At 72.1% G+C, this 26,308-nt stretch carries 29 protein-coding genes; 17 read left to right on the top strand and 12 right to left on the bottom strand.

From position 1 onward, the window contains the following. Positions 1-28 precede the first annotated feature (28 nt). Together ACFYXV_RS05845 and ACFYXV_RS05840 are read right to left on the bottom strand one after the other, a co-directional pair. On the bottom strand, positions 29-805 hold the full coding sequence (locus ACFYXV_RS05845; protein WP_385467293.1) for a DUF3558 family protein: 777 nt from the start codon (positions 803-805) through the stop codon (positions 29-31). A gap of 189 nt (positions 806-994) precedes the next feature. Then, positions 995-1,843 (bottom strand): DUF3558 domain-containing protein, encoded by an 849-nt coding sequence (locus ACFYXV_RS05840; protein ID WP_389382071.1) that lies wholly within the window; start codon positions 1,841-1,843, stop codon positions 995-997. A 175-nt stretch (positions 1,844-2,018) separates the two neighbouring features. Between ACFYXV_RS05840 and ACFYXV_RS05835 the strand changes: the two genes are divergently transcribed. From ACFYXV_RS05835 to ACFYXV_RS05825, 3 genes are all read left to right on the top strand, one after another. After that, the gene (locus ACFYXV_RS05835) at positions 2,019-3,212 is read left to right on the top strand and encodes an RtcB family protein (RefSeq protein ID WP_389382070.1); all 1,194 of its coding nucleotides are present in this window, start codon (positions 2,019-2,021) and stop codon (positions 3,210-3,212) included. A gap of 181 nt (positions 3,213-3,393) precedes the next feature. After that, positions 3,394-4,449: an MBL fold metallo-hydrolase gene (locus tag ACFYXV_RS05830; RefSeq protein ID WP_389382069.1), complete on the top strand. Its 1,056-nt coding sequence runs from the start codon at positions 3,394-3,396 to the stop codon at positions 4,447-4,449. Between the two features lie 32 nt (positions 4,450-4,481). Further along, positions 4,482-5,162, top strand: a complete 681-nt coding sequence (locus ACFYXV_RS05825; protein ID WP_389382068.1) for a polysaccharide deacetylase family protein — start codon at positions 4,482-4,484, stop codon at positions 5,160-5,162. Positions 5,163-5,181: 19 nt separating this feature from the next. On the opposite strand, the gene ACFYXV_RS05820 is transcribed toward ACFYXV_RS05825, so the two are convergent. Together ACFYXV_RS05820 and ACFYXV_RS05815 are read right to left on the bottom strand one after the other, a co-directional pair. Further along, a complete protein-coding gene (locus ACFYXV_RS05820) occupies positions 5,182-5,946 on the bottom strand; it encodes an SDR family NAD(P)-dependent oxidoreductase (protein WP_385467308.1) in 765 nt (254 codons plus the stop codon). An 89-nt stretch (positions 5,947-6,035) separates the two neighbouring features. Further along, positions 6,036-6,371 (bottom strand): YnfA family protein, encoded by a 336-nt coding sequence (locus tag ACFYXV_RS05815; protein ID WP_385467311.1) that lies wholly within the window; start codon positions 6,369-6,371, stop codon positions 6,036-6,038. A gap of 122 nt (positions 6,372-6,493) precedes the next feature. On the opposite strand from ACFYXV_RS05815, the gene ACFYXV_RS05810 reads away from it, so the two are divergent. Beyond that, positions 6,494-7,000 (top strand): hypothetical protein, encoded by a 507-nt coding sequence (locus tag ACFYXV_RS05810; RefSeq protein ID WP_385467314.1) that lies wholly within the window; start codon positions 6,494-6,496, stop codon positions 6,998-7,000. Positions 7,001-7,053: 53 nt separating this feature from the next. Here the strand turns inward: ACFYXV_RS05810 and ACFYXV_RS05805 are convergent, their stop codons facing one another. Both ACFYXV_RS05805 and ACFYXV_RS05800 read right to left on the bottom strand, forming a co-directional pair. Next, positions 7,054-7,794, bottom strand: a complete 741-nt coding sequence (locus ACFYXV_RS05805; protein WP_389382067.1) for a Mut7-C RNAse domain-containing protein — start codon at positions 7,792-7,794, stop codon at positions 7,054-7,056. Between the two features lie 79 nt (positions 7,795-7,873). Next, complete coding sequence (locus tag ACFYXV_RS05800; protein WP_383344396.1) at positions 7,874-8,290, bottom strand: winged helix-turn-helix transcriptional regulator; 417 nt, start codon at positions 8,288-8,290, stop codon at positions 7,874-7,876. Positions 8,291-8,456: 166 nt separating this feature from the next. Between ACFYXV_RS05800 and ACFYXV_RS05795 the strand changes: the two genes are divergently transcribed. Then, a complete protein-coding gene (locus tag ACFYXV_RS05795) occupies positions 8,457-9,356 on the top strand; it encodes an NADP-dependent oxidoreductase (protein ID WP_389382128.1) in 900 nt (299 codons plus the stop codon). A 52-nt stretch (positions 9,357-9,408) separates the two neighbouring features. Here the strand turns inward: ACFYXV_RS05795 and ACFYXV_RS05790 are convergent, their stop codons facing one another. The 3 genes from ACFYXV_RS05790 to ACFYXV_RS05780 all read right to left on the bottom strand — a co-directional run bounded on the left by ACFYXV_RS05790 (position 9,409) and on the right by ACFYXV_RS05780 (position 11,398). Continuing rightward, positions 9,409-10,002 carry a disulfide bond formation protein B gene (locus ACFYXV_RS05790; protein WP_385467320.1) on the bottom strand — a complete coding sequence of 198 codons (594 nt, stop codon included), beginning with the start codon at positions 10,000-10,002 and terminating at the stop codon, positions 9,409-9,411. A gap of 13 nt (positions 10,003-10,015) precedes the next feature. Further along, positions 10,016-10,177 (bottom strand): hypothetical protein, encoded by a 162-nt coding sequence (locus ACFYXV_RS05785; protein ID WP_383344390.1) that lies wholly within the window; start codon positions 10,175-10,177, stop codon positions 10,016-10,018. A gap of 105 nt (positions 10,178-10,282) precedes the next feature. After that, positions 10,283-11,398: a TDT family transporter gene (locus ACFYXV_RS05780; RefSeq protein ID WP_385467323.1), complete on the bottom strand. Its 1,116-nt coding sequence runs from the start codon at positions 11,396-11,398 to the stop codon at positions 10,283-10,285. 94 nt (positions 11,399-11,492) lie between these two features. On the opposite strand from ACFYXV_RS05780, the gene ACFYXV_RS05775 reads away from it, so the two are divergent. The 3 genes from ACFYXV_RS05775 to ACFYXV_RS05765 all read left to right on the top strand — a co-directional run bounded on the left by ACFYXV_RS05775 (position 11,493) and on the right by ACFYXV_RS05765 (position 15,619). After that, positions 11,493-12,974: an FAD-binding oxidoreductase gene (locus ACFYXV_RS05775; RefSeq protein WP_389382066.1), complete on the top strand. Its 1,482-nt coding sequence runs from the start codon at positions 11,493-11,495 to the stop codon at positions 12,972-12,974. Between the two features lie 135 nt (positions 12,975-13,109). Further along, the gene (locus ACFYXV_RS05770) at positions 13,110-14,123 is read left to right on the top strand and encodes a serine hydrolase domain-containing protein (protein WP_389382064.1); all 1,014 of its coding nucleotides are present in this window, start codon (positions 13,110-13,112) and stop codon (positions 14,121-14,123) included. Between the two features lie 227 nt (positions 14,124-14,350). Next, entirely contained in the window at positions 14,351-15,619 is a 1,269-nt protein-coding gene (locus ACFYXV_RS05765) for an ATP-binding protein (protein ID WP_385467332.1), read from the top strand. Between the two features lie 45 nt (positions 15,620-15,664). On the opposite strand, the gene ACFYXV_RS05760 is transcribed toward ACFYXV_RS05765, so the two are convergent. Then, positions 15,665-15,931 carry a hypothetical protein gene (locus tag ACFYXV_RS05760; RefSeq protein ID WP_385467334.1) on the bottom strand — a complete coding sequence of 89 codons (267 nt, stop codon included), beginning with the start codon at positions 15,929-15,931 and terminating at the stop codon, positions 15,665-15,667. Positions 15,932-16,434: 503 nt separating this feature from the next. Here ACFYXV_RS05760 and ACFYXV_RS05755 point away from each other — a divergent pair. Further along, positions 16,435-16,932 (top strand): DUF5994 family protein, encoded by a 498-nt coding sequence (locus tag ACFYXV_RS05755; RefSeq protein WP_389382063.1) that lies wholly within the window; start codon positions 16,435-16,437, stop codon positions 16,930-16,932. Positions 16,933-16,969: 37 nt separating this feature from the next. On the opposite strand, the gene ACFYXV_RS05750 is transcribed toward ACFYXV_RS05755, so the two are convergent. Then, positions 16,970-17,407 carry a hypothetical protein gene (locus ACFYXV_RS05750; RefSeq protein WP_030161262.1) on the bottom strand — a complete coding sequence of 146 codons (438 nt, stop codon included), beginning with the start codon at positions 17,405-17,407 and terminating at the stop codon, positions 16,970-16,972. A gap of 305 nt (positions 17,408-17,712) precedes the next feature. Between ACFYXV_RS05750 and hemL the strand changes: the two genes are divergently transcribed. The 8 genes from hemL (at position 17,713) to ACFYXV_RS05710 (ending at position 25,856) form a co-directional block, all read left to right on the top strand. Continuing rightward, complete coding sequence (gene hemL, locus ACFYXV_RS05745; protein ID WP_385467340.1) at positions 17,713-19,047, top strand: glutamate-1-semialdehyde 2,1-aminomutase; 1,335 nt, start codon at positions 17,713-17,715, stop codon at positions 19,045-19,047. After that, entirely contained in the window at positions 19,044-19,718 is a 675-nt protein-coding gene (locus ACFYXV_RS05740; protein ID WP_385467343.1) for a histidine phosphatase family protein, read from the top strand. Before hemL ends, ACFYXV_RS05740 begins: the two co-directional genes overlap by 4 nt. A gap of 75 nt (positions 19,719-19,793) precedes the next feature. After that, on the top strand, positions 19,794-21,035 hold the full coding sequence (locus tag ACFYXV_RS05735) for a hypothetical protein (protein ID WP_385467346.1): 1,242 nt from the start codon (positions 19,794-19,796) through the stop codon (positions 21,033-21,035). Between the two features lie 66 nt (positions 21,036-21,101). After that, the gene (locus ACFYXV_RS05730) at positions 21,102-21,695 is read left to right on the top strand and encodes a TlpA family protein disulfide reductase (protein WP_385467349.1); all 594 of its coding nucleotides are present in this window, start codon (positions 21,102-21,104) and stop codon (positions 21,693-21,695) included. A gap of 76 nt (positions 21,696-21,771) precedes the next feature. After that, complete coding sequence (locus tag ACFYXV_RS05725) at positions 21,772-22,479, top strand: cytochrome c biogenesis CcdA family protein (protein WP_383493184.1); 708 nt, start codon at positions 21,772-21,774, stop codon at positions 22,477-22,479. A 13-nt stretch (positions 22,480-22,492) separates the two neighbouring features. Then, positions 22,493-24,208 (top strand): cytochrome c biogenesis protein ResB, encoded by a 1,716-nt coding sequence (locus tag ACFYXV_RS05720; protein WP_389382062.1) that lies wholly within the window; start codon positions 22,493-22,495, stop codon positions 24,206-24,208. Beyond that, positions 24,205-25,290 carry a c-type cytochrome biogenesis protein CcsB gene (gene ccsB / locus ACFYXV_RS05715; protein ID WP_385467355.1) on the top strand — a complete coding sequence of 362 codons (1,086 nt, stop codon included), beginning with the start codon at positions 24,205-24,207 and terminating at the stop codon, positions 25,288-25,290. The genes ACFYXV_RS05720 and ccsB overlap by 4 nt, the downstream gene beginning before the upstream one ends. Positions 25,291-25,346: 56 nt before the next feature. Then, positions 25,347-25,856 carry an SRPBCC domain-containing protein gene (locus ACFYXV_RS05710; RefSeq protein ID WP_389382061.1) on the top strand — a complete coding sequence of 170 codons (510 nt, stop codon included), beginning with the start codon at positions 25,347-25,349 and terminating at the stop codon, positions 25,854-25,856. Here the strand turns inward: ACFYXV_RS05710 and ACFYXV_RS05705 are convergent. Then, positions 25,832-26,302, bottom strand: coding sequence for a hypothetical protein (locus ACFYXV_RS05705; protein ID WP_383344357.1), 471 nt, complete (start codon positions 26,300-26,302; stop codon positions 25,832-25,834). The two genes, ACFYXV_RS05710 and ACFYXV_RS05705, sit on opposite strands and share 25 nt — an antisense overlap. Positions 26,303-26,308: the final 6 nt, after the last annotated feature.

Raw genomic sequence — 26,308 nt, 5'->3', positions numbered from 1 at the left:
CCGCCGTGCCTCCCGGACCCGCCGGCGCCTACTGCGCGGAGGGAGATGCCTGCTGCTCAGGCTGCTGCTGAGGGGCCTGCGGCTGGTTGGCGGTGCCGACCGAGGCGACCGCCTCCTTCGCCGCGGCGATCGCATTTTCGAGCAGCTTGGCCTGATCCGGAGCGCCGGCGCCCTCGTACGCCGCACCGTTGTAATCGAGCGTGATCACCACGTTCTGCGTGCGCGCCACGATCGTCGTGTTGAAGAAGTCGACCTCCTTCTTCACGCCGTACACGATCGACGACGCCTGGTCGCCGATCCCGCTCGCCTGCTCGACCTTCACGTTCGTCGCGCCCTCGGTCGCCTTCGCCGCCTCGACCTGCTTGCCCAGCTGGTCCTCGGCGCGCTTGTTCGCGCCGCCCAGCGTGGCGTGCGAGTCGTAGCGGACCAGGGAGATCGACAGCCAGCGGTACTGCGAGCCCTTCAGCCCGTCCTCGTCCAGGCCGTTCCAGGAGCAGCCGGCGCGGGAGGCCAGGTCGTTCGACTTGGTCGCGGTGCCGTTCTTGTCCTTCGCCTCCGGGACGAGGGTCTCGACCGTCTTCGTCTGGATCGCCTTGCACGGGTCGGGCAGCGCCGCGAACGCCGCCTTCTCCAGAGCGGCCGAGGCCTTGCCGCTCGGCTTGGCCGACGAGGACGCGCCGGGCTTCTTGTCGCCGCCCGAAGCGGAGTCCTTGCCCGAGTCGGACGAACAGCCGGCGACGGTGAGGATCACCGGGACGGCTGCGCAGGCGAGAACGCGGGTGAGGCGCGAGGCAGATCGGTGCATGGTTCCTTCAGTCAGTACGTGGTGGGGCGCGTTCCGGGGACGCGGAGCGGGCTCGGGTCGGGCTCGGGTTCGGACTCGGTTCGGGCTCGGTTCGGACTCGGTGGGCGGGCGCGGGACGCGCACAACGGTAGCCCGACCCGGCGCGCGCCTGCTGTGCGCGCCGTCACGCCGAGCCCCGCCCGCCCCCGCTCACTCGTTGAAACGCTCCACGAGCGCCTGCGCCAACTGCCGTGCCTTGTCCTGGGTTTCGGGGCTCGACGGCACCGTTCCGGGCAGTGCGGGCTGTACGACGTACTCGACCGTGACGATGACATTCGAGGTGCGGAACACAATCCGCACGGTCCGCGCCTGCGCCGCGCTCGCGCCCGCGGCGCTCAGCTTGTCCTCGATGTACGCCTCGGTCCCGAGCCCTTCGAGCACCCGGGAGCCGAGCTCGGGCGGCGGTGCGGACGGGTTCGCGGAGGCGCCCGCGGAGGGCGACTGTCCGGCGGCCGGCGGCGCGGAGCCGGGGGCTGGCGGTGCGCTGGAGCCCGTACTCGCGGTGGGGCTCGTGGTCGGGCCGGGGAACGGCAGGTGCGCGTCCGTCAGCCGGCGCACGTACACCTGCCGCGCCTTGTCGTCGTCGCTCATGAGCGTCCGGTCGTACGAGACCACGCGCTCGAAGCCGACCGACAGCAGCCGGGTCTCGTCGGGCGACTGCGCCGTCCATCGGCAGCCGACGTGGCGGTCGCCGTCGTACGAGGTGTCCGCGACCCCGGCGTACAGCTGGGCGCGCTGTGCGTCGGTCAGGCTGTCCCCGCCCGGGAGCATGGCCTTGATGCGCTTTACGTCGACGGCCTTGCAGGGCGCGGGAAGGATGCGGTACTTGCCGGCCGGTGCGGGCGCGGGGCTGCTGTCGCCCGCCTTGGAGTCGGTGTCGGACCCCGCGCCGCCGCCGCTGGTGCACCCGGTCAGGCCGGCCGTGCCGGCCATGAGCGCGGTGAGCATCGCGATGCCCGGCAGGACCCGTCGTCGTTGCCGTACCGCCTTGCGCTGCACGTCCACTGGCCCCCTTCGACCGGCCGGGGCCGCCCGGCGGTCAGGAAAATTGCGTTGCCGCGCTTTGGACGCGGATGAACACAATGTCTATCGCACGCGCTGGTGCCGGCGCCGGTCCCCTGTCCGCTTTGTGGCCAAGGGTGATGTTTTTTCTTATTCGGGGGATTGAAGCCGTATGTCGTATGTAGAGGTGCCGGGAGCGAAGGTCCCGATCCGGATGTGGGCCGACCCGGCGTCGGTCGAGGCGAGCGCGATGCAGCAGCTGCACAACGTCGCCACGCTTCCTTGGATCAAGGGCCTGGCCGTCATGCCGGACGTCCACTACGGCAAGGGCGCCACCGTCGGCTCGGTGATCGCGATGAAGGACGCGGTGTGCCCCGCGGCGGTGGGCGTGGACATCGGCTGCGGCATGTCGGCGGTCAAGACGTCCCTGACGGCGAACGACCTCCCGGGCGACCTGTCCCCCCTCCGCTCGAAGATCGAGCGCGCGATCCCGGTGGGCGCGGGCATGCACCGTGACCCGGTCGACCCGGACCGCTTGTACGGCTTCTCGGGCACGGGGTTCGGGGACCTGTGGGAGCGGTTCGACTACATCGCGGACGCGGTGAAGTTCCGGCGGGACCGGGCGCTGAGGCAAATGGGAAGCCTCGGATCGGGAAATCACTTCTGTGAAGTTTGCGTAGATTCATCCGGTTCGGTGTGGCTCATGCTGCACTCGGGCTCGCGGAACATCGGCAACGAGCTCGCCGACTTCCACATCAACGTGGCCCGCGGCCTTTCGCACAACCAGGGCCTGGTCGACCGGGACCTGGCGGTGTTCCTCGCCGCCACCCCGGAGATGGAGGCCTACCGCAACGACCTCTTCTGGGCCCAGGAGTACGCCAAGTACAACCGGGCCGTGATGATGAGCCTGTTCAAGGAGGTCATCCGCCGCGAGTTCCGCAAGGCGAAGGTCTCCTTCGACCGGGAGATCAGCTGCCACCACAACTACGTGGCGGAGGAGCGGTACGAGGGCATGGACCTGCTGGTCACCCGCAAGGGCGCGATCCGCGCCGGCAGCGGCGACTACGGGATCATCCCCGGCTCCATGGGGACGGGCTCGTACATCGTGAAGGGCCTCGGCAACGGGAAGTCGTTCAACTCGGCGTCGCACGGCGCGGGCCGGAAGATGAGCCGGACGGCCGCGAAGAAGCGGTTCTCGGCGCGTGACCTGGCCGATCAGACCAAGGGCGTCGAGTGCCGCAAGGACTCGGGCGTGGTCGACGAGATCCCGGGCGCGTACAAGTCGATCGAGCAGGTCATCGACCAGCAGACGGACCTCGTCCGGGTCGTGGCCAAGCTCAAGCAGGTCATCTGCATCAAGGGCTGAGCCCCGGGTGCGGTTGTCGGGGGAATGGAAGGGCCCGGACCGATCTCGGTCCGGGCCCTTCCGTGTCCGTGTCGGCCGCCCCGCTCCCGGCCGGCGCTCTCGCGGGGACAGCGGGGTGGGGGCGGCGTAGCTTGAGGGGAGGGGCGTGGCGGGCGGGGGCGGTGAGATCGCGGGAGGTTCCATGGCCGCGCTCGGTGAGTCGATCGGGATCGACGAGCGGACCGTGCTGGTCCTCGGGCAGGAGCTGGACGTCGAGCGCGGGCAGCCGGACGTCGGCAACGCCCTCGTGCACCGGGCCGGCGAGACCCTCGTCTTCGTCGACACCGGCGTCACCGAAGTCTTTCGCGCCGCCCTGCGGGAGGCGGCGGACCGGGTCGGGCCCTGGTCCCGGGTGCTGGTCCTGACCACGCACGGCCATCCCGACCACGTCGGCAACAACGACCTGGCCGATGAGCTGGCCGAGGAGTACGGGGTGCCGGCCGAGCACTGCGTACCCGCTCCCGACCTCGACCAGATGCGTGACCCGGACGCGTACTGGGTGCGGGCCTTCGAGCGCGTCGAAGGGATGGCGCCGCTGCCCGATCCCGCGGTGGCCGGCCCCGCGCTGGTGTCGCTCTTCCGGCCCTACCGGCCCTTCGCCGCCGTCACCCGGACCTACGAGGAGCGCCCGCTGGAGCGGATCCGCGTCGGATCGTCGCGCTTCACCGGCTGGACCTTCGCCGACGGCGCGGTCCGCGTGCTGCGCACCCAGGGCCACTGCGCCGGGCACGTGATCGTGCACCTGAGGGACTGCGGGGTCCTCCACCTGTCCGATGAGGGCAACGGGGCCTGCGGGGCGATGGCCGACGCCGATCAGCTCAAGATCCAGACCGCGCTCGGGGCCGTGGCCCGCCTCTTCGAGGAGGGGGAGGCCGTGCTCCTCACCGACGGGCACACCTTCGCGCTGCGGCGCGGTGCCGAGGCCGCGGTGCCGTTCCTGGACGGGCTGCTGGACCAGGCCGCCGCGCTGCAGTCGGCGGTGCTCGGGGTGACCGGCGCGAGCGGTCCGGTCGTGCCGGGCGAGTTCACCGCCCGGTTCGCGCAGGCCTTCGCCGCAACGGGCGGCGGCGGCGCCAACCCGAACGCGCTGTTCCTCGCGATGATGGCGGTCAACCAGCTCCGCGAGCTCGGGCTGCGCCCGGAATCGGCCGCCCCCGGTGCCCCCTGGTCGCGTGCTCCGCTCCAACCGGGGGATTGACGCGGGGAGTTGGTCTAGACCAAGGTGGGGGCATGTGGAGATCCCGTGTCATCGTGGGCGTGATTGCCGCCGTGGGCCTCGGACTGGGGGTGGCCGGGAGCGCCGTGGCGCGGCCCGTGGGGCTGCCGCCCGTCGTATCGCACGTGCCGACCGCCGAGAAGGTCGTCTTCATCACCATCGACGACGGGTGGGTGCATGACCCGGCCGCCGCGCGGACGCTGATCGACAAGCGGGTTCCCGCCTCGCTGTTCCTGCTGCCCGGGGCGACCTCGTACGACACGCAGTACTTCACCCGGCTCCTCGACGAGGGGCGGGGCACGGTGGAGAACCACACCGTCAACCACCCCGACCTGACCACGCTCGACGCCGCCGGGAAGGACGCCGAGGTCTGCGGGGCGGGGGAGCAGCTCGCGGCGGTGTTCGGGCGGGAGCCGAAGCTGCTGCGGCCGCCGTTCGGGGCGGTGAACGACGAGGTGCGGGCCGCGGCCAAGGCGTGCGGGGTGAAGGCGCTGGTCACGTGGACGTACGACTTCACCACCTGGACCGATGCGCCCGCGCCGGCCCCGCGGCTCCAGGCCGGGGACATCGTGCTGCTGCACTTCACGCCGACACTGGCCGCGGACCTGGACCGGGCCCTGGGGGCGGCGAAGGCCGCCGGGCTGAAGCCGGCGGCCCTCATGCCCGCCCTGAAGAGCGCCGGGCTGGTCCCGTAGGGGCGTACGGCGCGGCCGCCTACAGGTCGCGGTGGACCTTCGTGTTCGAGGCCTGGGCGCGGGGGCGGACCACCAGCAGGTCGATGTTGACGTGGCTGGGGCGGGTCACGGCCCAGGTGATGGTGTCGGCCACGTCGTCGGCGGTCAGGGGGGCCGCCACGCCCGCGTAGACCTTCTCGGCCTTCTCGGCGTCGCCGCGGAAGCGGGTCTTCGCGAACTCCTCGGTCTTCACCATGCCCGGGGCGATCTCGATGACGCGGACCGGCTCGCCGACGATCTCCAGGCGGAGGGTCTCGGCCAGGACGCGGGCCCCGTTCTTGGCGGCGACGTAGCCGGCGCCGCCCTCGTACGTGGCGTGGCCCGCGGTGGAGGACAGGACCACGACCGTGCCGTCGCCGGAGGCGATGAGGGCGGGCAGGAGGGCCTGGGTGAGGTTGAGGGTGCCGATGACGTTGACCTCGTACATCGTCCGCCAGTCGGCCGGGTCGCCGGTGGCGACGGGCTCGGCTCCGATGGCCCCGCCCGCGTTGTTGACGAGCACGTCGCAGCGGTCGAGGGAGGCCGCGAAGGCGTCGACGGCGGGGCGGTCGGTGACGTCGAGCGCGTGGGCGGCGGCGGAGTGGCCGGCCGCCGTCAGCTCGGCGGCGAGGGCCTCGATGCGGTCCTTGCGGCGGGCGGTGAGGACGACGTGGTGGCCGGCGGCGGCGAGCTGCCGGGCGGTGGCCGCGCCGATGCCGCTGCTCGCGCCGGTGATTACGGCGGTCCGGGTGGCGGCGGTGCTCATGTGCGGGCTCCTCGGTCGTTGCGGTCGCTGCGGTCGCTGCAGTCATTCGGTCGTTCGTACGGACGAATACCCGCCAGCATAGGCGGGGCTCAGCGGCCGCGCGGGGCGTACATGATCACCGCCATGCCGGCGAGGCACACGAGGGCGCCCGTGACGTCCCAGCGGTCGGGGCGGTAGCCGTCGGCGACCGCACCCCACACGAGGGAGCCCGCGACGAAGACCCCGCCGTACGCGGCGAGGACGCGGGCGAAATCGCCCTGGGGCTGGAGGGTGGCGACGAAACCGTAGAGGCCGAGGGCGATGACCCCGCCGCCGATCCAGGCCCAGCCCTTGTGTTCGCGCACGCCCTGCCAGACGAGCCAGGCGCCGCCGATCTCCAGGACGGCGGCGAGGGCGAACAGGGCGGCGGAGCGGGCGATCGGCATGGCTCGAAGCGTACGCAGGCGGGCCCCGGGCCCGGGGCGGCGACCGCCGGTTGGGCGAGGGGCGCGCCCTCGTTCGTGTGATGGTCCGACCGGGCGCGGGCGGTGCTGGCTAGCCTGCGCGCGTGGAGGTGGTGGCGGTGCGCCGTGGTGCCGTACGGAGTGTGGTGGTGGCGGGCTTGCTGGTGCTCGGGTTGTCCGGGGCAGCCGGAATGTCCGGGGAGGCGGGGGCTGCCGCCCGACGCGGCCCCGAGGCCGACGTGGCCTACCACGGGCGGGTGTCCCTGTCGCAGGGGCGGCTGCGGGTGTGGGTCGTGCCGCAGAACGAGGGGCCGGCCGCGCTGCCCAACGCGACGCTGCGGGTGCGGCTGTCGGCGGACCTCGCGGACCGGCAGGAGCTGGCGCAGGGCTGTGCGCGGGCCGGGCTGCGCGAGGTGGTGTGCGAGACGGGCGCGCTGCCCCTGCACGGGCGCGGCCGGCACATCGGGCTGGTGCTGGAGCTGAAGGAGCCGGTGCCGGAGGTGGTGGTCCGGATCGACACCTGGTGGAACGGCGGGGCCTCCGACCGCGACGTGTCCAACAACCAGCACGCGGTGCTGGCGCTGGACACGGGCGATTCGTACGCCTTCTGACCTGCTCCGGGGAGCTGCTCCGGGGGCCGTTACGAGGGCCGTTACGAGGGCCGTTACGGGGTGGCCACGCCGCCGAATTCCTCGACGGCCTCGCTGACGATCCGCTCCAGCCGGGCGTGGTGGGCACCGCGCCAGTAGACGCGCTCGCACGCCGCGCACTGCGCGAAGACGTCGTACGAGCGGTGCGTCCCGCTCTCCAGCCGGTCCCCGACGCTGTCCTTGTCGGCCTGGCGCAGCGGCCCGTTGCACGCGGTGCAGCGGGTCCACGGGGTGAGGGCGGGGGCGAACCGGCCCAGTACGTCCCGGAGTTGCTCGTCGGGGTTGTCGCTGTAGACGTACGCCCCGGCGAACAGCTCGCGGCGGCGCAGGAGTCCGCGGTCGCGCGAGAGCAGGACGCGCTGTTCGGCGGCGGAGCGGGTGGCGAGGGCGGGGTCGCCGATGTCCTCGTTCTCGTACGCGGTGTCCACGCCGAGCAGGCGCATGCGGCGGGCGAGCGTGCCGAGATGGACGTCGAGGAGGAAGCGCAGCGGCGCGTCGCCGGGGATGCGCTGGGGGCGGTCGACGCCGAAGACCTCGACGGACTGGCCTGCGCCGGGCACGTACGAGACGGGCACCTCCTGCCCGTCGACGAGGATCCGGCCGACCTCGGTGAGCGGGACGCCGGCCGATTCGACGACGTGGCCGAGGCTGGAGGCGCCGTCGGTGGCGGTCGGTACGCGCTCGGCGCGCCGGCTGGGCGGCGCGAAGAGGCGCAGTTCGGGGGCGAGGGTGAGCTGAATGCCGGGTCCGTTCACGCTGCCAGCATGCCATCGGGGCCGGTCCGGCGCGGCCGAATTACGCGGCCGAAACGCGCGATCGGACCAGGCGGTCGGGTCACGCGGGCGCGGCGGCGCCGTCGTAGGCGGTGCGGTGGGCGTCGACCTCGTCGAAGTGGTTCTCGGCCCACTGCTTCACGGAGGTGAGGAGGCAGGCGAGGCTGGAGCCGAGTCCGGTGAGGCGGTAGTCGACGCGTACGGGGACGGTGGGGGTCACGGTGCGGGTGACGAGGCCGTCGCGTTCGAGGGAGCGCAGGGTCTGGGTGAGCATCTTCTGGCTGACGCCGGGGATCTTGCGGCCGAGGTCGCTGTAGCGCATGGAGTTGTCCTCGGCCCCGGCGAGCGCGGCGACGATGAGGCCGACCCACTTGTCGCTGATGCGGGCCAGGAGCTGGCTGGTGGGGCACTCCTTGAGGAAGGCGTCGTAGGCGTAGCGGGCCTCTTCGCGGCGGGTCGCGGCGGTACGGGTGGCCATCGGGTGCCCCACTTCCGGGTCGGGTACGCACCTGCGAGTACGTACTTACGAAAGGAGAGTACCTCTCCCTAGGTTAGTGCTCAGCAGGAACGAGCGAACGAAACCGACCGAATCGGGGAGACAGACCATGAGCGAGAACGCGCAGACCGTGGAGACCGTGGAGACCATGCGGGCGGCCGTCGTGAACGCCTTCGGCGGGCCGGAGCAGGTGGAGATCGTGCGGGTTCCGGTCCCGCGGCCGGCCGCCGGCCAGGTCCGGATCCGGGTCGCGGCGGCCGGGGTGAACCCGGTGGACGGCGCCGTCCGCGTCGGTGTCTTCGGCGGCGCCGGGACGCGGCTGGGGCTCGGCTGGGACGTGGCGGGCGAGATCGACGAGGTCGGCGCCGGGGTCACCGGCTGGACGGCCGGGCAGCGGGTGGTCGGACTGCACTACGGGCCGGTCAAGCCGCTGGGCACGCACGCCGAGTACGCGGTGCTCGACGCCTCGGCGGTGGCCGCCGCCCCGGCCGGCGTGGACGACGCGGCCGCGGCCGCGCTCCCGCTGAGCGGGCTGACCGCCGCCCGGGCCGTGGGGCTGCTGGGGCTGGCTCCGGGCTCCTCGGTGCTGGTCACCGGAGCCGCGGGCGTGGTCGGCGGGCTCGCGGTGCAGCTCGCCGTACGGGCGGGGCTGGTGGTGACGGCCCTGGCGGGCGAGCCGGACGAGGAGTTCGTACGGTCGCTGGGCGCGGCGGAGTTCGTCCCGCGCGGCTCGGCTCCCGCCGGACCGGTGGACGGGGTCCTGGACGCGGCCGTACTGGGGGAGCCGGCGCTCGGCTTCGTCCGTGACGGCGGGGTCTACGTGGGCCTGCGCCCGCACGCCGGCCCGGCCGCGGAGCGGGGGATCCGGGTGGTGGAGCAGGAGGTCGCGGCCGACGGCGCGCTGCTCGCGGAGCTGGTGGGTCTGGTCGACGAGGGCGCCCTGACCCTGCGGGTCGCGCAGACGGTCCCGCTGGCGGACGCGGTGAAGGCCCACGCCCTCCTGGCGGAGCCGGGCACCCGCGGCCGCCTGGTCCTGACGACCGCCTGACCGGGTGGCCCGCCGATCGGGGGATCAGCGGGCCGCCGGCCCCGGTCCGGGCTCAGCCGAACAGGGCGTATCCGGTGGGGTCGCCGGGCATCTGCCAGGCGAAGCCCTGGAGGAAGAAGCAGGCGACCAGGTTGGTGGCGGCGAAGGCGAGCAGCACCGCCGAGGTCACGCCGGCGGCCCGGCGCAGGGCGGGGGAGGTGAGCCCCGCGTCGAGGGGTTCGGAGCGGGGGGTCAGGAAGAGCGCGGCTCCGGCGGCGACGGCGGCGCCCACGAAGGTGATCAGGGCCCAGGTGTAGAGGTGCAGGCCGAACAGGGCTCCGGCGTAGCCGGGGTCCGGGGGCACGATGTGCATCAGGACCTGGGTGGCGGAGACGGTGCCTCCGGCGAGGGCGGCGACGATGGCCCAGCCCCACCCGGAGGCCCACTGCGCGGCGGTGACGGCGCCCTTGCGGGAGCGGACGATGATCCAGGCCGGGCCCAAGGCGCTGAGCAGGAAGAACATCCGCTGCAGCAGGCACATGGGGCAGGGGTACTCCCAGAGTCCGAACTGGAAGAAGTACGCGCCGGCCAGGGTGGCGCACAGGCCGATGACGTAGGCGTGGGCGAACCACAGGCCCAGCCGGTTCGAGGTGGATGCGGTGTTCACGGGGCTCTTCTCCTCAGAGGGCGATGTGGAAGGCGTGGTCGAGCACGTGGGGGAGGAACGCGATCAGGGAGGCGATCAGCGTTCCCGTCCACAGCGGCACCCGGACCCTGGCCGGCCAGGGCCGCAGCGCTGCCACGACGCACAGGAAGATGAGGAGGAAGAGGAGGGTGTACATGGTGTCCCAGCTTCATCGGGGGGAACTCTTGGCTTGCGGTTCCACCCTCCGCCCGGGGGCTACGCGCCGGTAGCGGCATGTCGGCTATACGCCCATAAGCGCGCTCTATGGCACTGCGGCGGCCGCCCCGGGCTCGGGGGCCGGGACGAACGCGCCCGTCGTCAGGCCCCGTACGGTCAGCGAGGCGGCCGCCGCCCAGGCCGCCAGCAGGCAGGCGTACAGGAACACGGCGAGCCACCGGTAGACGTCGAGGCCGGTGTGCTGGGCCAGCCCCTCCGCACCCGTCACACAGGTGCCCACCGGGAAGGTCAGCGCCCACCAGGTCAGCGAGAACCGCATGCCGAGCCGCCGCGCCCGTACGAGCATCGCGGAGGCGAAGACGAACCAGAGCAGGGCGAACCCCATCACCGGCACCCCGTAGATCACGGCCAGCATCCGGAAGGCCTCCGCGTACGGGGACTGCACCACCCCCGGGGCGGCGTCGGCGAACTTGTTCGCGGCCGTGACCGACTGCCCCAGCGGGCCGAGCACCAGGAAGAGCGTCGGGGTCAGCGCGAGCGGCAGCCGCGGGCCGGTCACCATCCGGCCGAAGACGATGGGCAGCAGCACCAGCGTGGCGAGCATGCTCAGCCCGAACATCGTGTAGCAGCCGAGCAGCAGCGCGCGCTGCCACTGGCCCGGCGGCAGGTGCGGGACCAGCAGCGGGCCGAGCGCGGCGGAGACCATGGGGGCGACGATGGGCAGCAGCCAGACGGGTGAGGCGCTGCCGGGCCGGATCCGGTGGCTCTCGACCATCAGGTACGGGATGGCGACGGCGGCGAGCAGCCCGATCGCCGTTCCGGCGACGAAGAGGACGGCGTCGGCGACCACGGCGGCATGGAGGCCGATGACGTCCTTGCCGACGAGCAGGGTGCCGCCGCCGACGGCGAGCAGGGCCATGGAGAGGCAGCCGTAGAAGGGGGCTACGGCCGGGTCGAGCAGATGGGCCCGGGCCTGGTCGGGGTGGCGGGCCCAGTGCAGGGCGCGGGCGGTGAGCAGGACGGCCAGCATGACGGCGGACAGGGCCCAGAAGACCAGGCTGAAGGTGTGCAGTCCGCGGACGCGCACGGGCAGGGCGACGCCCGCGTTGGCGATGATGGCGGTCCCCATCACGCTGGCGTACCAGTTGGGGCCGAGGTGCCGGATCAGGCCGGCGGGGGGCGGTGGCGGTGGCGCGGCCATGTGCTCACCGTGGCCCGCGGCGGTGACCTCCGCAAACAGGCGCGCGAGCGGTCCACGGCTGGCCCGCGCATCCGCGCGGTGGAAGACTCGTCGCATGGGCGCATCCACTGCGCCGATGGCGTCGCCGGACCCGACACCCGCACCGGGACCCGCACCCGCACCGGGACCCGCACCGCCACCGGTCCGCCTCGACGACCCCGCGTACCACGAGCTGGCGCGCTCCTTCCGGGGCGGTCTGGTGCGGCCCGGGGACGCCCCGTACGAGGAGCGCCGGCGGATCTGGAACGGCGCCGTCGACCGGCATCCCGCCCTGATCGCACCCTGTACCGGTTCGGCCGATGTCGTGGCCGCGCTGAAGTGGGCGGTGGAGGGCGGTGTGCCGGTCGCGGTGCGCAGCGGCGGGCACAGCTTCCCCGGGCATTCGGTCTGTGACGGCGGCCTGGTGATCGACCTGTCGCCGATGAAGGGGATCCGGGTGGACCCCGAGGCCCGTACGGCCCGTGTCGGGGCGGGGGCGCTGCTCGGCGAGCTGGACGCGGCGACGCAGCCGTTCGGGCTGGCGGTGCCCTCGGGGATCGTCACGCACACCGGCGTCGCGGGGCTCACCCTCGGGGGCGGGATCGGCTGGCTGAGCCGCAAGTACGGGCTGAGCGTGGACCAGCTGCTGTCGGTGGACCTGGTCACGGCGGCCGGGGAGCGGCTCACGGCCAGTGCCGCGCGGGAGCCGGAGCTGTTCTGGGGGATGCGCGGGGCGGGCGCGAACTTCGGCATCGTCACGGAGTTCACGTTCCGGCTCAATCCCGTCGGTCCGACCGTGCTCGCCGGGCCGGTGCTGTGGCCGGTTGAGGACTCGCCGCAGGTCATGCGGTTCTACCGGGACTGGATCGCGGACGTGCCGGACGAGCTGACGACGATCGTGATCCACCGCAAGGCCCCGCCGTCGCCGGCGATCCCGCCGGAGCTGCACGGCCGGCCGGTGGTGATGGTCATCGCCTGCTGGGTGGGCGGGCAGGAGGCGGGGGAGGAAGTGATGCGGCCGATGCGGGAGTTCGGGCGGCCGCTGCTGGACCTGTGCCGGCCGAAGCCGTACCTGGCGCACCAGGCGATGTTCGACGCCTCGTTCCCGCACGGCTGGTGGTACTACTTCCGGGGCTGCGGCCTCGACCGGCTCGACGACGGCGCGCTGGACACGATGGCGCTGTACGCGGGGCGGATCGCCTCGCCGCAGAGCGGGTTCCCGCTGTTCCGGCTGGGCGGGGCGGTCGCCCGGGTCGGCGAGGACGACACGGCGGCCGCGGGCCGCTCCCTGGGCCACATGCTCAACATCAACGGGATCCGGGACACGCCCGAGGGCTTCGCCGAGGAGTGCGGGTGGGTCCGGGAGTTCTGGACCGCGATGCAGCCGTACCAGGCGGGCGTCTACGTGAACTTCCTGATGGACGAGGGCGAGCGGCGCATCCGGCTGGCCTACGGCTCGCGGGAGCGGAAGCTGGAGCGGCTGCGCGCGCTGAAGGCCGAGTGGGATCCGGGCAACGTGTTCCGTCTCAACCAGAACATCCTGCCGGCAGGCACGTAGCGGGCAGGCAGCGGCAGGCAGCGGGCACGTGGGCGGCGTCTTGCCGCGATGGCCTCCGGCGCGGCTACGGGCGCTGCCGCGAAGGCATGGTCAGGCTGGGTGGCGGGATCACCATCCAGCGAGCCGGAGGCGTAGATGAACCAGATGGACCAGGCCGCACTGGACGAAGTGCTGCGCGAGATCGTCGCGGACGGCGCCACCCCGGGCGGCGTGGTCGTCTGCGGTACGGCGGACGGCGAGCGGGCCGTCCTGTCGGCCGGGGTCGTCTCCCCGTTCACGGGCCCCGGCATCCCCGACGAGCACACCGTCTACGACATCGCCTCCCTGACGAAGGTCACCGCGACCTGGCCGCTCGTCGGCCGTGCCGTCGACGACGGCCTGCTCGACCTCGACACGCCCGTGCGGGAGTTCCTGCCGCCGATGGACGGTGCGATGCCGAGCGGGGAGGCGACCGTACGGCAGTTGCTCTCGCACACCTCCGGACTGCGGGCCGCAACCCGCTTCGACCTCTACGACCTGACCGCGCGCCCGCTGCACGAGCTGATCTGCCATGAGCTGATGGAGAACCTGCCCGGCGTCCACCGCTACATCAACCGCGGCTACATCCTGCTCGGCCTGGCCCTCGCCCATGTGCACGGGCGGCCGCTGGACGAGCTCGCCGACGGGCTGTGGGCCGAGCTGGGCATGGCCGACACCGCGTACGGCCCGGTCAGGCAGGAGCCGCGCGTCGCGCCGACCGAACGCCAGGAAGGCCACGACCGGCTCTGGGGCGCCGTTCACGACGAGAACGCGGCGATCATGGGCGGCGTCGCCGGGCACGCCGGGGTGTTCGCGCCGGCGGCCGACTTGGCGACGTACGCCGAGCACCTGCTCGCCGGGCGGCAGACCCCGCTCGGGCAGTGGTTCCGGATGAGTCTGGTGCCGCAGGCGGAGATCGAACCGGGTCTGCAGCGGGGGCTGGGCTGGATCCTGGACGAGGGAGGGACGGTGGCCTATCACCTCGGGTTCACCGGTACGAGTCTCCACCTCGCCCCGGCCACCGGCCGGTACGTGGTCATCCTCACGAACGCCGTCCACAACGGCGCCGCCGCGCGCATCCGGATCACACCGCTGCGCGAGCGCGCCCACAAGATCCTCGCGGCGGGCTGACCGGGCTGACCGGGCTGACCGGGCTGACCGGGCTGACCGGGCTGACCGGGCTGAGTCCGGCTGACGGGCGGCGTGGCTTGCAGGATGCTCCCCGGCGACCGGGCACGCCGCACGGCTTCGATGCTCCGCCCTCAACGGCACTGCCGGGGCGCGCACCGTCGCTGCCGCGCGCGCCCCGGCTCGCATCGGCCGATGATGGGAGTACGGCCGAACACGCGGAGCTGACCATGACGGGGTGGCGTGTCAGGGACTACACCCAGGACGATCTCGAATCGGTGCTCCGAGTCGACGCCGAGAGCGGCACGACCGAAGAGCCACCGCTCTTTCCGCTCTCGGACGCCGTGGCGGCCCTCCAGGCCCTCCACCCGGCGGTGGTGGCCACGGCGGACGACGTGGTGGTCGGTGCCGCGGTGAGCAGGGTGGACGGTGACCGGGCGTGGATCTTGCGCATCAGCATGGCGCCCGCCTGGCGGCACAAGGGGCTGGGCAGTGACCTGATCACGGCCTTGGAGCACCGGCTGTTCGCCGGTGGCGTCCGAACGGTGCACGCGGTCCTGCCCGACGGCGAGACCGGTGCCGCCGCCCTGTACAACTGCGGCTTCGGCGCCCGTCCGGGCCTGGTCTTCTTCGAGAAGCGCGGGCGCGTGACCCCTCAGGCGGTCAGCATGCTCGCGTCGCTGGGAGCGGAGCTGCCGCCCGGGGGACTGTGGCAGAAGGCCGCGGGCATGCAGCGGGAGAAGGAGCTCATCGAGCGGCGACTGGTCCTGCCACTGGCCCATCCCGAAATGGCCGCCCAGCACGGGGTGGAGCTGCCGCGGGCGGTGATGCTGTTCGGGCCGCCCGGAACCGGCAAGAGCACGTTCGCGCACGCCATCGCCAGCCGCCTGCAGTGGCCCTTCCTCGAACTGTTTCCCGCCCGGCTGGCCGCCGAGTACGGACTGGCGACCGGGCTGAACCGGCGCTTCGACGAGATCGCCGGGCTCGACCACGTCCTGGTCTTCATCGACGAGGTCGAGGAGATCGCCGGGACCCGCAGCGGCGCGGACGCGACCGCGGTCGGCGTCGTCAACGAACTGCTCAAGGCGATCGTCCGGTTCCGGGGCCAGGACGGACGGCTGCTCGTCTGCGCCACGAACGACGTGACCACGCTCGACTCCGCGTTCCTACGGCACGGCCGTTTCGACTACGTCCTGCCGATCGGCCCCCCGGACCACCGCGCGAGGACCGCGCTGTGGGAGAGCTACCTGGCCCGGGCGGGCGCGCAGGCCGACAGCGCGGCGCTGGCGGACGCCAGCGAGGGGTTCACCCCCGCCGACATCGCCCATGTGGCGCGCACCGTCTCCCAGGTCCAGTTCGAGCACACCTTCGACACCGGGACCCGGGCCCGCCCCACCACCGAGGACTACCTGCGCACGATCGGCGAGACCAGGCCCACGGTCAGCGCGGCCATGGCCCAGGCGTTCGCCCAGCAGACCGAGACGTTCGCCCGCATCTGATCAGTCCTTCGCCCGCCAGGCAGGTGCAGGCGGCGGCCCGTCCTCTCAGATCTCGTCGGAGTGCGCGCCGGTACCGGTCGGGGTCCGGCCGGCGGCCGGCCACGAGCGGGCGGGGCCGGCGGGTGTTGCCGTGTCCACGGTGAGGTGGAGGCGGGTGTTGCCGTCGAGGGCGGGGTGGCTGCGCTGTTCCGCGCCTGCGAAACAGCGGCGGAGCGCCTCCGCGACCGCTCGGGCGGCTTCGGGCGTGTGCGCGATGATCCGGACCTCGGCGTGCCCGAGCGAGGGCAGTGTCTGGGTCTCGATGTACTTCACGTAGGCGTGTTCCCTTTCGGAGTGGGTGAGAGGCCGCCGGAGCCGGCGCTTCGTCCCATCGGCTCGCCGAAGGGGGACATGCAGGCCCCGCCTTCGTCCTTCCAGGTGGCTTCCGGGGTGCGGGAGGGGCGGGCCGGGCGCAGGGCAACAGCGGCCCGCGCAGCGCGGTCGGGGGTCGTGGTCATGTCGCGGACCCGTCCCCGGGCCGTTCGCGAACGGCCCGGTGCAGTGATCGCCGGAAACGACGTCCGCGTGGGAGCGGGTGTGCGAAGTACTCCCGGTCGTTTCACCGTACTCCGGTCAGCGATCCAGGAAGCCGCTTCTGACCAGCTATTTTCCGGCGCAGACGGCGAGAGCGGCGCAGTCGGGTTCCCTCGCCGCACCGGGCGGGTGGGCGGAGTACCGTGAAACGACGGAGACGCTCTGCAGCTCAACAGCCCTTTCGACGCCGCCGCCGGCCGTCGAACGGGGCGGCTCCGCACCGCGAGACAGGCGGAATCATCATGGCCGAATCCGACAACCCCGCCCCTGCGAAACTCCTCCCGGACGCCATCCACCAAGCGGTCAGGCCGGGCGCCGCGCTGCTCCGGCTGGAGACCACGAAGTCCCGCCAAGGGCTCCTGGACGGCGCCTGGTGGCCGCGCTCCAGGGACGTCACGGTCGAGCTGCCCGCACTGATCACGGCACTGACCGCGCACCTCGGGCCCGTCACGCGGGTCGGCCTGGACAGCTCCGCCTGGCAGGACGTCCCGACCCGTCTGGTCATCGACGGCCGGGTCGTGCACCTCGACGCCGACCCCGTCGGCGACGACACCGTCCTCGTCACTCGCGGCCACAACGACCACTTCGTCCTGCTGGTGGTCCCCCCGGACACCACCGCCGACGCCGCGCGCGAAGCGATGGCCCGCGCCGTCCGCGCCGACAACATCACGCAGGCCGCTCAGATCCTCATCGCCACCACACCCGAACCCGAGGACGGCGCCGCCGAGGCGGCGGGCTGACCGTCAGAGGGCCGTCCGCAGTGAGGGAAAGGCGAGTTCAGGGCCAGACCAGGCAGTACGGCTGGTGTCCCGCCTCGTGCAGGCGGTGGCTGAAGTCCTGCCACTCGTGCAGCAGCTGGTAGACGTTGAACGCGTCGCGCGGGCCGCCCCGGTCCGGGACCGTGGACCAGATGAAGGCCGCCGCGCCGACCGATTCCTCGCCGATCCCGCGCAGCGGGTCGACCACCGTCATCGGGAGCTTGACCACCGCGTAGTCGGGGTGGAGGACGACCAGTTCCAGCGGGGGCACCTTGTGCAGGGGTATGCCCTCGATGCCGGTCAGGACCATCGCGGCCACCGTCTCCGGCTTGATCTTGGTGAAGAGGCCGCCCATGCCGAGCTCGTCGCCGCCGAGCTCCTCCGGCCGCATCGTGACCGGGACCCGGGCGGCGGTCGCGCCGTCGGGCGCGCCGAAGTACTTGTACGTCACGCCCATGCCGCGGCCCTTGGGCAGGCCGTCGGGGGACTCCAGCGGTCCCGGTACCGGATCGGCCGCGTCCGCGGCCCGGCGCCGGTGCTTGCCGCGGCGGCGGGCTTCGCGGGCCTCGCGGGCGCGCTGCGGGTCGAGGCCGTCCGTACCCTCGCCCGGTCCACCACCGCGTTGCATATCTCCACCCGACTGGTCTTGCCTGCCCCGGCCCCGCGGCCCCCGCCACGCAGCCTGATCATCATGGCAGTGACCTCCCCCGGGGCGGCGCGGTGAAACGCCCGTCCGCAAGTCAGTCGCGGCCTGATGAGACCATGGCTGGTGTGAGCTACCCGTACCCGTATGAAGCCAAAGTCTCGCAGACTCTCTTTGACCGTGCGTCCCTCGTGACGCCTGGCGGCGTGAACTCTCCGGTGCGCGCGTTCCGCGCCGTGGGCGGAACGCCCAGGTTCATGGTGTCCGGTACCGGTCCGTACCTGACCGATGCCGACGGCCGCGAGTACGTCGACCTGGTCTGCTCGTGGGGACCGATGATTCTCGGCCACGCCCACCCGGCCGTGGTGGAGGCCATCCAGGCCGCCGTCGCCCGCGGCACCTCCTTCGGCACGCCCGGTGAGGGCGAGGTCGCCCTCGCCGAGGAGATCGTCGAGCGCATCGAGCCCGTGGAACAGGTCCGTCTGGTGTCCTCGGGCACCGAGGCGACCATGTCGGCGATCCGCCTCGCGCGCGGCTTCACGGGCCGGGCGAAGGTCGTCAAGTTCGCGGGCTGCTATCACGGCCACGTGGACGCGCTGCTGGCCGCGGCCGGTTCCGGTTTGGCGACTTTCGCGCTGCCGGACACCCCCGGGGTGACGGGCGCGCAGGCCGGCGACACGATCGTGCTGCCGTACAACGACCTCGAAGCGGTACGGGCGGCGTTCGCCGCGCACCCCGGCGAGATCGCCTGCGTGATCACCGAGGCCGCGCCCGGCAACATGGGCGTCGTGACCCCGGCGCCCGGTTTCAACCAGGGTCTGGCGGACCTGTGCCGCGCGGACGGCGCGCTGTACATCTCCGACGAGGTCATGACGGGTTTCCGCACCTCCCGCGCCGGCTGGTACGGCGTCGACGGGGTCAAGCCCGACCTGATGACCTTCGGCAAGGTCATGGGCGGCGGCTTCCCGGCCGCGGCCTTCGGCGGCCGCGCCGACGTGATGGGCCACCTGGCGCCGGTCGGCCCGGTCTACCAGGCGGGCACGCTCTCCGGCAACCCGATCGCCACCGCCGCCGGCCTCGCGCAGCTGCGGCTGCTGGACACGGCCGCGTACGAGAAGGTCGACGCGGTCTCCGCGCAGATCCAGGGCCTGGTCACGGACGCGCTCGCCAAGGAGGGCGTGGCGCACCGGCTGCAGACCGCGTCCAACATGTTCTCCGTCTTCTTCACCGAGGACGAGGTCAAGAACTACGACGACGCCAAGAAGCAGGAGTCCTTCCGCTTCAACGGCTTCTTCCACTCGATGCTGTCGCAGGGCGTCTACCTGCCGCCGTCCGCGTTCGAGTCCTGGTTCGTCTCGACCGCCCACGACGAGCGGGCGGTCGAGCGGATCGCCGCCGCGCTCCCCGCCGCCGCCCGCGCCGCCGCGCAGGCCACCCCGGAGGCCACCGCATGAGCGAGATCACCGTCGTCCACCTGATGCGCCACGGAGAGGTGCACAACCCGGACGGGGTCCTGTACGGGCGCCGCGCCGGCTACCACCTCTCCGAGCTGGGCCGCGAGATGGCCGAGCGCGTCGCGGACCACCTGCAGGGCCGTGACATCACGTACGTCGTCTCCTCCCCGCTGGAGCGGGCGCAGGAGACGGCGGCGCCGGTCGCCAAGGCCCACGGCCTGGTCGTGGCGAGCGACGCGCGGCTGCTGGAGGCGGGGAACGTCTTCGAGGGCAAGACCTTCGGCGTCGGTGACGGCGCGCTGCGCAAGCCCGCCAACTGGAAGCACCTGACGAACCCGTTCAGGCCGTCCTGGGGCGAGCCGTACGTGGAGCAGGTCGTCCGCATGACGAGCGCCATCGAGGCGGCGCGCGACGCGGCGCGCGGCCACGAGGCGGTGGCGGTCAGCCACCAGCTGCCGATCTGGATCGTGCGCAGCTTCGCGGAGAAGCGGCGGCTGTGGCACGACCCGCGGCGCCGGCAGTGCACGCTGGCCTCGCTGACGTCGTTCACGTACGAGGACGACCGGCTGGTGTCGGTGGGCTACAGCGAGCCGGCGCGGGACCTGGTCCCGGCGCACCTGCTCGCGGGTGCGAAGCCCGTGAAGGGCAAGTCCAAGGCGTTCGGCGCTTAAAAAGTAGTACAAGTCGTACGCGAAACGCCGCGGCGGAACTCGACTTCGCTGAAAAGTCCGTTTATGTGACTATTCATGAGCGAAACGACGCGCGACTTCACCCGAAGGGGAGTGCTCGGGCTCGGCGCGGCGGCGGTCGCCGCCGGAGTCGTCGGCTGCGGAGCCGACGACCGCCCGGGCCGCCCCCGCCCCGGCGGTCCCGGCGGCGGTCCCGGCGAGTCCCCGTCCGGGGCGGCCATCCGGCCGATCGGCGACGGCTCCACCGCCGACACCGGCCCGCAGCCCCACCAGCCGGCCAAGCCCGTACCGCTCCAGCCCGGCGAGACGCCACCGCAGTTCGTGGTGTTCAGCTGGGACGGGGCGGGGGAGATCGGCAACGGCCTCTTCCCGCGCTTCCTCAAGCTGGCCAAGGACCACGGCGCGGCCATGACCTTCTTCCTCTCCGGCCTCTACCTCCTGCCCGAGTCGAAGAAGGACCTCTACAAGCCGCCGAACAACCCCGTCGGGGCCTCCGACATCGGCTACCTCAAGGACGAGAACGTCCGCAACACGCTCGACTGCGTGCGCCGGGCCTGGCTCGACGGCCACGAGGTGGGCACCCACTTCAACGGCCACTTCTGCGGCGGCTCCGGTTCCGTGGCCCACTGGACCGCGGACGACTGGCAGAGCGAGATCGACCAGGCCGTGTCGTTCGTCACGGGCTGGCGGACCAACACCGGCTTCACCGACATCGAACCGCTGCCCTTCGACTACGGCAAGGAGCTGGTCGGCGGCCGCACCCCGTGCCTGCTGGGCCAGGACAACCTGCTGCCCGTCGCCCAGAAGCTGGGCTGGCGCTACGACGCCTCCTCGCCCGGCGGCGTCCAGGTGTGGCCGGTGAAGAAGTCGGGCGTCTGGGACCTGCCGCTGCAGTCCATGCCCTTCCCCGGGCACTCCTTCGAAGTGCTGTCGATGGACTACAACATCCTCGCCAACCAGTCGAAGAACACCACCCGCGGCATGCCCTCCAACTACCCTGCCTGGCGCACCCAGGCCACCGCCTCCTACCTCGGCGGCTTCCGGCGGGCGTACGAGACGAACCGCGCGCCGATGTTCATCGGCAACCACTTCGAGGAGTGGAACGGGGGCATCTACATGGATGCCGTCGAGGAAGCCCTCAAGGGCATGTCGGACAAAAAGGACGTACGACTCGTCTCCTTCCGGCAGTTCGCCGACTGGATCGACGTACAGGACCCCAAGCTGCTCGCCAGGCTCCAGGAGCTGGCACCGGGTCAGTCGCCGGCCGGCGGCTGGAACGCGTACCTCTCCGCCGTCTGACCAGCGGCTCCGCGCACCCTCGGGGGGCGGGAAAGATCCGCAAATCGCTCATGCGAAACTTTTCACATGAGAATTGGCCGTGCTCTCCTGCTCACCGCGGTGACCCTCGCGGGCGCTCTGACCCTGTCGGCGTGCGATGACGACGGCAAGCCGAACGGCTCCGCCGGCGGCAACTACGTGACCGGCACCAGTGGCATCTCCACCGTCGCCCAGGGCTCGCGCACCGAGGCCCCCAAGCTGGACGGCGAGACCGTCGACGGCAAGACGCTCGACACCACGTCCCTCAAGGGCAAGGTCGTCGTCCTCAACGTGTGGGGCTCCTGGTGCCCGCCGTGCCGCGCCGAGGCCCCGAACTTCGCGAAGGTGTCGAAGGAGCTCGCGGACGCCGGCAAGGACGTGCAGTTCGTCGGCATCAACACCCGCGACACGAGCAAGCAGAACGCCGCCTCGTTCGAGGAGAACTTCGGGATCACCTACCCGAGCCTCTACGACCCGGACGGCAAGCTGCTGCTCCGCTTCCCCGCCGGCACGCTCAACCCGCAGGCCATCCCCTCCACGATCGTGCTCGACAAGCAGGGCAGGGTCGCCGCCCGCACGCTCGTCGCGATCAGCGATCAGCAGCTGCGCGCCATGATCGACCCCGTGCTCGCGGAGCAGTGACCGAGTGCTCCCCCAGCTCCTCACCCTGGCCGCCGAGCCGACCGGCGTGAACGCGACGGTCCTCGACGGGGCCCTGATGCTGGCACTGCCCATCTCGGTCCTCGCCGGACTCGTCTCCTTCTTCTCGCCCTGCGTGCTCCCGCTGGTCCCCGGCTACCTCTCCTACGTCACCGGCATCAGCGGGGCCGACCTCGCCGAGGCCCGGCGCGGCCGGATGCTGGCCGGAGCGGGCCTGTTCATCCTCGGCTTCACGGCCGTGTTCGTCTCGACCGGCGCGCTCTTCGGGTACTTCGGCGGCACGCTCCAGGCGAACCGGGACATGATCTCCCGCATCCTCGGCGGTCTCGTGATCGTCCTCGGCCTCTTCTTCATGGGCCTGATCCCGGGGCTGACGATGCGGGAGTTCCGCTTCCACAAGAAGCCGGCCGCCGGCCTGATCGGCGCACCGCTGCTCGGCGTGCTGTTCGGTGTCGGCTGGACCCCCTGCATGGGCCCGACCCTCGCCGCCGTCAGCACCCTCTCCCTGGACCAGGCCAGCGCCGGCCGGGGCGCACTGCTGACCGTCGCCTACTGTCTGGGCCTGGGCCTGCCCTTCGTCCTCGCCGCGATCGCCTTCCGCAAGGCGCTCGGTGCATTCGGCTGGGTGAAGCAGCACTATGCGTGGGTGATGCGGATCGGGGGCGGCATGCTGGTCCTGACCGGTCTGCTGCTCGTCACAGGTTTGTGGGCCAGCATCGTCGACGACATGAGGATCTGGACCCAAGGCTTCACGGTGGGGATCTGAGGACTACACGGACATGAGTACGACAGACAAGGCGTCCACCGAGGCGCCGAACCCGTCCGAGGACGCCCCGGACGCAGCAGACAGGGCGGACGCGGCGGCCGGCGCACAGCTGTCCACCGCCCCTGCGGAGGACACCGGCGGCCCCGTCGGCATCGGCGTGATCGGCTGGGTCCGCTGGTTCTGGCGCCAGCTCACCTCCATGCGAGTGGCGCTGATCCTCCTCTTCCTGCTCTCCCTGGGCTCCATCCCCGGCTCGCTCGTCCCGCAGAACCAGGTCGACGCGATGAAGGTGGCCAAGTGGAAGGGCGACCACTCCTTCTGGGTCCCGCTCGCCGAGAAGCTCCAGCTCTTCGACGTCTACAGCTCGGTGTGGTTCTCCGCGATCTACCTGCTGCTGTTCATCTCGCTGATCGGCTGCATCGTCCCGCGCAGCTGGCAGTTCGTCGGCCAGCTCACCGGCCGCCCGCCCGGCGCCCCCCGGCGCCTTGACCGGCTGCCCGCGTACGCGACGTGGCGTACGGAGAAGTCCCCCGAGGAGGTCCTCGCGCAGGCGAAGACCATCCTGGGCGGCCGGCGGTTCCGTACCGAGGCGGGCACGTCCGCCGTCGCCGCCGAGAAGGGCTACCTGCGCGAGGCCGGCAACCTGCTCTTCCACGTCGCCCTGATCGTGATGCTGATCGCGTTCGCCTGGGGCCAGCTGTTCAAGTCCGAGGGCGGCAAGCTCGTCCTGCGCGGCAAGGGCTTCGCGAACACGCTCACCCAGTACGACGACTTCAAGTACGGCAGCTGGTTCGACCCCGACGACCTGTCGCCCTTCTCCTTCACGCTCGACAAGTTCGACGCCACGTACGAGGAGAACGGCCCGCAGAAGGGCACCGCGCGCGACTTCAAGGCGTACGTGACCTTCAGCGACGGCGCGGACGGCACCCCGCAGAAGCGCGAGATCCAGGTCAACAAGCCGATGGAGGTCGACGGCTCCAAGGTCTACCTGCTCGGCCACGGCTACGCGCCGGTCATCTCGGTGACCGACCCGACCGGCAAGGTGATCTACAAGGACGCCGTGCCGATGCTGCCCTTCGACTCGAACCTGAGCTCCTCCGGCGCGGTCAAGGTGCCGGACGGCTACCGGAACACGGACGGCAAGAAGGAGCAGCTCGGCTTCAACGCCATGTTCGTGCCGACCTTCGCCGGCGAGGGCAAGGGCACGATGCTCTCCCAGTTCCCGGACCTGAAGTTCCCGGTCCTCGCGCTCAGCGCCTACCACGGCAGCCTCGGCGTGGACTCGGGCCTGCCGCAGAACGTGTACCAGCTGAACACCTCCAAGATGCAGGAGTACAAGGACCCCGACGGGCAGCTGTTCAAGAAGCGGCTGCTGCCCGGCGAGACCATGGAACTCCCGAACGGCGCGGGCACCGTGAAGTTCGAGGGCATCGAGCGCTGGGCCACCTTCTCGATCACCCGCCAGCCCGGCAGCGGGCTCGCCCTCGGAGGCGCGATCGCCGCGATCGGCGGCCTGGCCGCCTCGCTGTTCATCCAGCGCCGCCGGGTCTGGGTGCGCGCGGTGACCGGCAAGGACGGCGTGACCGTCGTCGAGATGGCGGGCCTCGGCCGCAGTGAGTCGGCCAAGCTCCCCGAGGAGCTGGGGCAGCTCGCCGCCGCCCTCCACCAGCAGGCGCCCACGGCGCCCGACCAACCTGTCAAGGAACCTGTCGAAGGGGAGCGCGGATGACGCCGCTCGCAGCCGAAGTCAACGAGAATTTGGCGCAGATCAGCAATTACCTGGTCTATTCGTCGATGGCGGTCTACATGCTCGCCTTCTTCGCGCACATCGCCGAGTGGACCTTCGGCAGCCGCAGCAAGGTGGGCCGTACGGCCGCGGCGCTGACCGGCGCCAGGGCCGCGGTGGCCGACGCCCCCGCCGTGCAGGTGCGCGGCAAGGGAGGCACGGCGGTCCTCGACAAGCCGAAGGTCGTCACCCGCTCCGCCGCCGGCACCCGCGACGTCCCGGACGGCCCCGGCGCGGCCGGCGGCACCGAGAACGGCGACCTGTACGGCCGGATCGCGGTCTCGCTGACCACCCTGGCCTTCGTCATCGAGGCGGGCGGCGTCGTGACCCGCGCGATGTCCGTGCAGCGGGCCCCCTGGGGCAACATGTACGAGTTCTCGGTGACCTTCTCCACCGTCGCGGTCGGCGCCTACCTGGCGCTCCTGGCGCTGAAGAAGAACGTCCGCTGGCTCGGCCTGATCCTCGTCACCACGGTCCTGCTGGACCTCGGCATCGCCACCACCTGGCTCTACACCGCCAGCGACCAGCTGGTCCCGGCCCTGCACTCGTACTGGCTGTGGATCCACGTCTCCACCGCGATCTTCTGCGGAGCGGTCTTCTACATCGGAGCGGCCGGCGCGGTCCTCTACCTCTTCCGCGACTCCTACGAGAGCCACCTGGAGCAGGGCCGCACGGTGGGGCGCTTCCGCTCCTCGGTGCTGGAGCGCCTGCCCTCGGCGGCCTCGCTCGACAAGTTCTCGTACCGGATCAACGCGGCCGTGTTCCCGCTGTGGACCTTCACCATCGTCGCGGGCGCGATCTGGGCGGGCGACGCCTGGGGCCGCTACTGGGGCTGGGACCCCAAGGAGGTCTGGTCCTTCGTGACCTGGGTGGCGTACGCCTGCTACCTGCACGCCCGCGCCACCGCCGGCTGGAAGGGCCGCAAGGCCGCGTACCTCGCGCTCTTCGCCTTCGCCTGCTGGATCTGGAACTACTACGGCGTGAACATCCTGCTCAGCGGCAAGCACTCGTACGCGGGCGTCTGACGGGCGGGAAGGCGCACCCGCGGGCGCGGTGCCCGCGGGAGTGGGACGCTGGTGGCATGAGGCCGGCACCGGTGAGTCATGCCACCAGTGAGAGCCGCGGCGAGGGCCGCTGGCTGCTGCGCTTCGAGGTCCACGTCCCGAGCGCGTACGAGGCCGTGTGGCCCGCCCTGACCACGGCGGACGGGCTGCGCGGCTGGCTGGCGGCGGCGGACGTACTGGAGCGCAGGCTGGGCGGGGCCGTCACCCTGCACTGGCTGAACGGCGGGTCCATGGTCTCCGGCCACGTCACGGCGTGGGACGTCGAGCGGGTCGTCGAGTACACGGTGGACGGGCACGGCCGGATGCGCTTCCACCTGGAGGCGGTGGGCACGGACTCGACCGTGATCCGCTTCCTCGACGAGCGGGCGGGGACGGACGAGGAGCGCCTCGACTGCCTGGCCGCCTGGCACCACCACTTCGAGCTGCTGGAATCCGCCCTGCAAGGCCATCCGACGGACTGGTCCCGGTGGACCGACGCCCGCTGGGCGCAGCTGCGCGCGTCCTACGGGTCCTTCTCCAGGACGTAGGCGCTGCGGGCGTCCGGATCGCCGTAGAAGAAGTACAGCTCCAGCGTCTGCCGGTGGTCGCGGCGCAGCTCGAAGGTCCACTTGTAGAGGTCGGGCAGGCGCAGGCGCACGTGCTGGCCGTAGTTCCAGCCGGCGCGTTCGCGGCTGATGAGCTTCCAGGTGCCGGTGCCGGAGAGGCGCCAACCGTGGTCGTAGTCCCGCTCCTGCCCGTTGAGGAGGGTGACGGCGGCGCTCCCGTCGGCCCGGAAGACGACCTCGGTGCCGTCGACGCAGCGCCAGGTGCCGACGATCTCGTCGGTACGGGCGTCGTAGACGGCGGGGGTGGAGTGGGCGGCGTGCGGATCGCCGCCGGCCATGGCGAGCAGGGCGGCGACGGCGACCCCGTACGCGAGGAGATTGCGCAGGATCGTGTCGACGACCCGCGGTCCCCCGCTGTTCCTCGGCATCCGCCC

The sequence above is a fragment of the Streptomyces sp. NPDC002181 genome (genome assembly GCF_042890485.1).
Lineage (GTDB): Bacteria > Actinomycetota > Actinomycetes > Streptomycetales > Streptomycetaceae > Streptomyces.
The sequence above is the reverse complement of the archived record's forward strand: the minus strand, read 5'-3'. Positions and strand labels throughout refer to the sequence as shown.

What these genes read in the sequence shown, in the direction of transcription:
- ACFYXV_RS05845 (WP_385467293.1), bottom strand. Translation starts at nt 805, where the DNA reads ATGCACCGATCTGCCTCGCGCCTCACCCGCGTTCTCGCCTGCGCAGCC.
- ACFYXV_RS05835 (WP_389382070.1), top strand. Translation starts at nt 2,019, where the DNA reads ATGTCGTATGTAGAGGTGCCGGGAGCGAAGGTCCCGATCCGGATGTGG.
- ACFYXV_RS05830 (WP_389382069.1), top strand. Translation starts at nt 3,394, where the DNA reads ATGGCCGCGCTCGGTGAGTCGATCGGGATCGACGAGCGGACCGTGCTG.
- ACFYXV_RS05825 (WP_389382068.1), top strand. Translation starts at nt 4,482, where the DNA reads ATGTGGAGATCCCGTGTCATCGTGGGCGTGATTGCCGCCGTGGGCCTC.
- ACFYXV_RS05820 (WP_385467308.1), bottom strand. Translation starts at nt 5,946, where the DNA reads ATGAGCACCGCCGCCACCCGGACCGCCGTAATCACCGGCGCGAGCAGC.
- ACFYXV_RS05815 (WP_385467311.1), bottom strand. Translation starts at nt 6,371, where the DNA reads ATGCCGATCGCCCGCTCCGCCGCCCTGTTCGCCCTCGCCGCCGTCCTG.
- ACFYXV_RS05800 (WP_383344396.1), bottom strand. Translation starts at nt 8,290, where the DNA reads ATGGCCACCCGTACCGCCGCGACCCGCCGCGAAGAGGCCCGCTACGCC.
- ACFYXV_RS05795 (WP_389382128.1), top strand. Translation starts at nt 8,457, where the DNA reads ATGCGGGCGGCCGTCGTGAACGCCTTCGGCGGGCCGGAGCAGGTGGAG.
- ACFYXV_RS05785 (WP_383344390.1), bottom strand. Translation starts at nt 10,177, where the DNA reads ATGTACACCCTCCTCTTCCTCCTCATCTTCCTGTGCGTCGTGGCAGCG.
- ACFYXV_RS05780 (WP_385467323.1), bottom strand. Translation starts at nt 11,398, where the DNA reads ATGGCCGCGCCACCGCCACCGCCCCCCGCCGGCCTGATCCGGCACCTC.
- ACFYXV_RS05775 (WP_389382066.1), top strand. Translation starts at nt 11,493, where the DNA reads ATGGGCGCATCCACTGCGCCGATGGCGTCGCCGGACCCGACACCCGCA.
- ACFYXV_RS05770 (WP_389382064.1), top strand. Translation starts at nt 13,110, where the DNA reads ATGAACCAGATGGACCAGGCCGCACTGGACGAAGTGCTGCGCGAGATC.
- ACFYXV_RS05765 (WP_385467332.1), top strand. Translation starts at nt 14,351, where the DNA reads ATGACGGGGTGGCGTGTCAGGGACTACACCCAGGACGATCTCGAATCG.
- ACFYXV_RS05755 (WP_389382063.1), top strand. Translation starts at nt 16,435, where the DNA reads ATGGCCGAATCCGACAACCCCGCCCCTGCGAAACTCCTCCCGGACGCC.
- ACFYXV_RS05750 (WP_030161262.1), bottom strand. Translation starts at nt 17,407, where the DNA reads ATGGGCGTGACGTACAAGTACTTCGGCGCGCCCGACGGCGCGACCGCC.
- hemL (WP_385467340.1), top strand. Translation starts at nt 17,713, where the DNA reads ATGGCTGGTGTGAGCTACCCGTACCCGTATGAAGCCAAAGTCTCGCAG.
- ACFYXV_RS05740 (WP_385467343.1), top strand. Translation starts at nt 19,044, where the DNA reads ATGAGCGAGATCACCGTCGTCCACCTGATGCGCCACGGAGAGGTGCAC.
- ACFYXV_RS05735 (WP_385467346.1), top strand. Translation starts at nt 19,794, where the DNA reads ATGAGCGAAACGACGCGCGACTTCACCCGAAGGGGAGTGCTCGGGCTC.
- ACFYXV_RS05730 (WP_385467349.1), top strand. Translation starts at nt 21,102, where the DNA reads ATGAGAATTGGCCGTGCTCTCCTGCTCACCGCGGTGACCCTCGCGGGC.
- ACFYXV_RS05725 (WP_383493184.1), top strand. Translation starts at nt 21,772, where the DNA reads ATGCTGGCACTGCCCATCTCGGTCCTCGCCGGACTCGTCTCCTTCTTC.
- ACFYXV_RS05720 (WP_389382062.1), top strand. Translation starts at nt 22,493, where the DNA reads ATGAGTACGACAGACAAGGCGTCCACCGAGGCGCCGAACCCGTCCGAG.
- ccsB (WP_385467355.1), top strand. Translation starts at nt 24,205, where the DNA reads ATGACGCCGCTCGCAGCCGAAGTCAACGAGAATTTGGCGCAGATCAGC.
- ACFYXV_RS05710 (WP_389382061.1), top strand. Translation starts at nt 25,347, where the DNA reads ATGAGGCCGGCACCGGTGAGTCATGCCACCAGTGAGAGCCGCGGCGAG.
- ACFYXV_RS05705 (WP_383344357.1), bottom strand. Translation starts at nt 26,302, where the DNA reads ATGCCGAGGAACAGCGGGGGACCGCGGGTCGTCGACACGATCCTGCGC.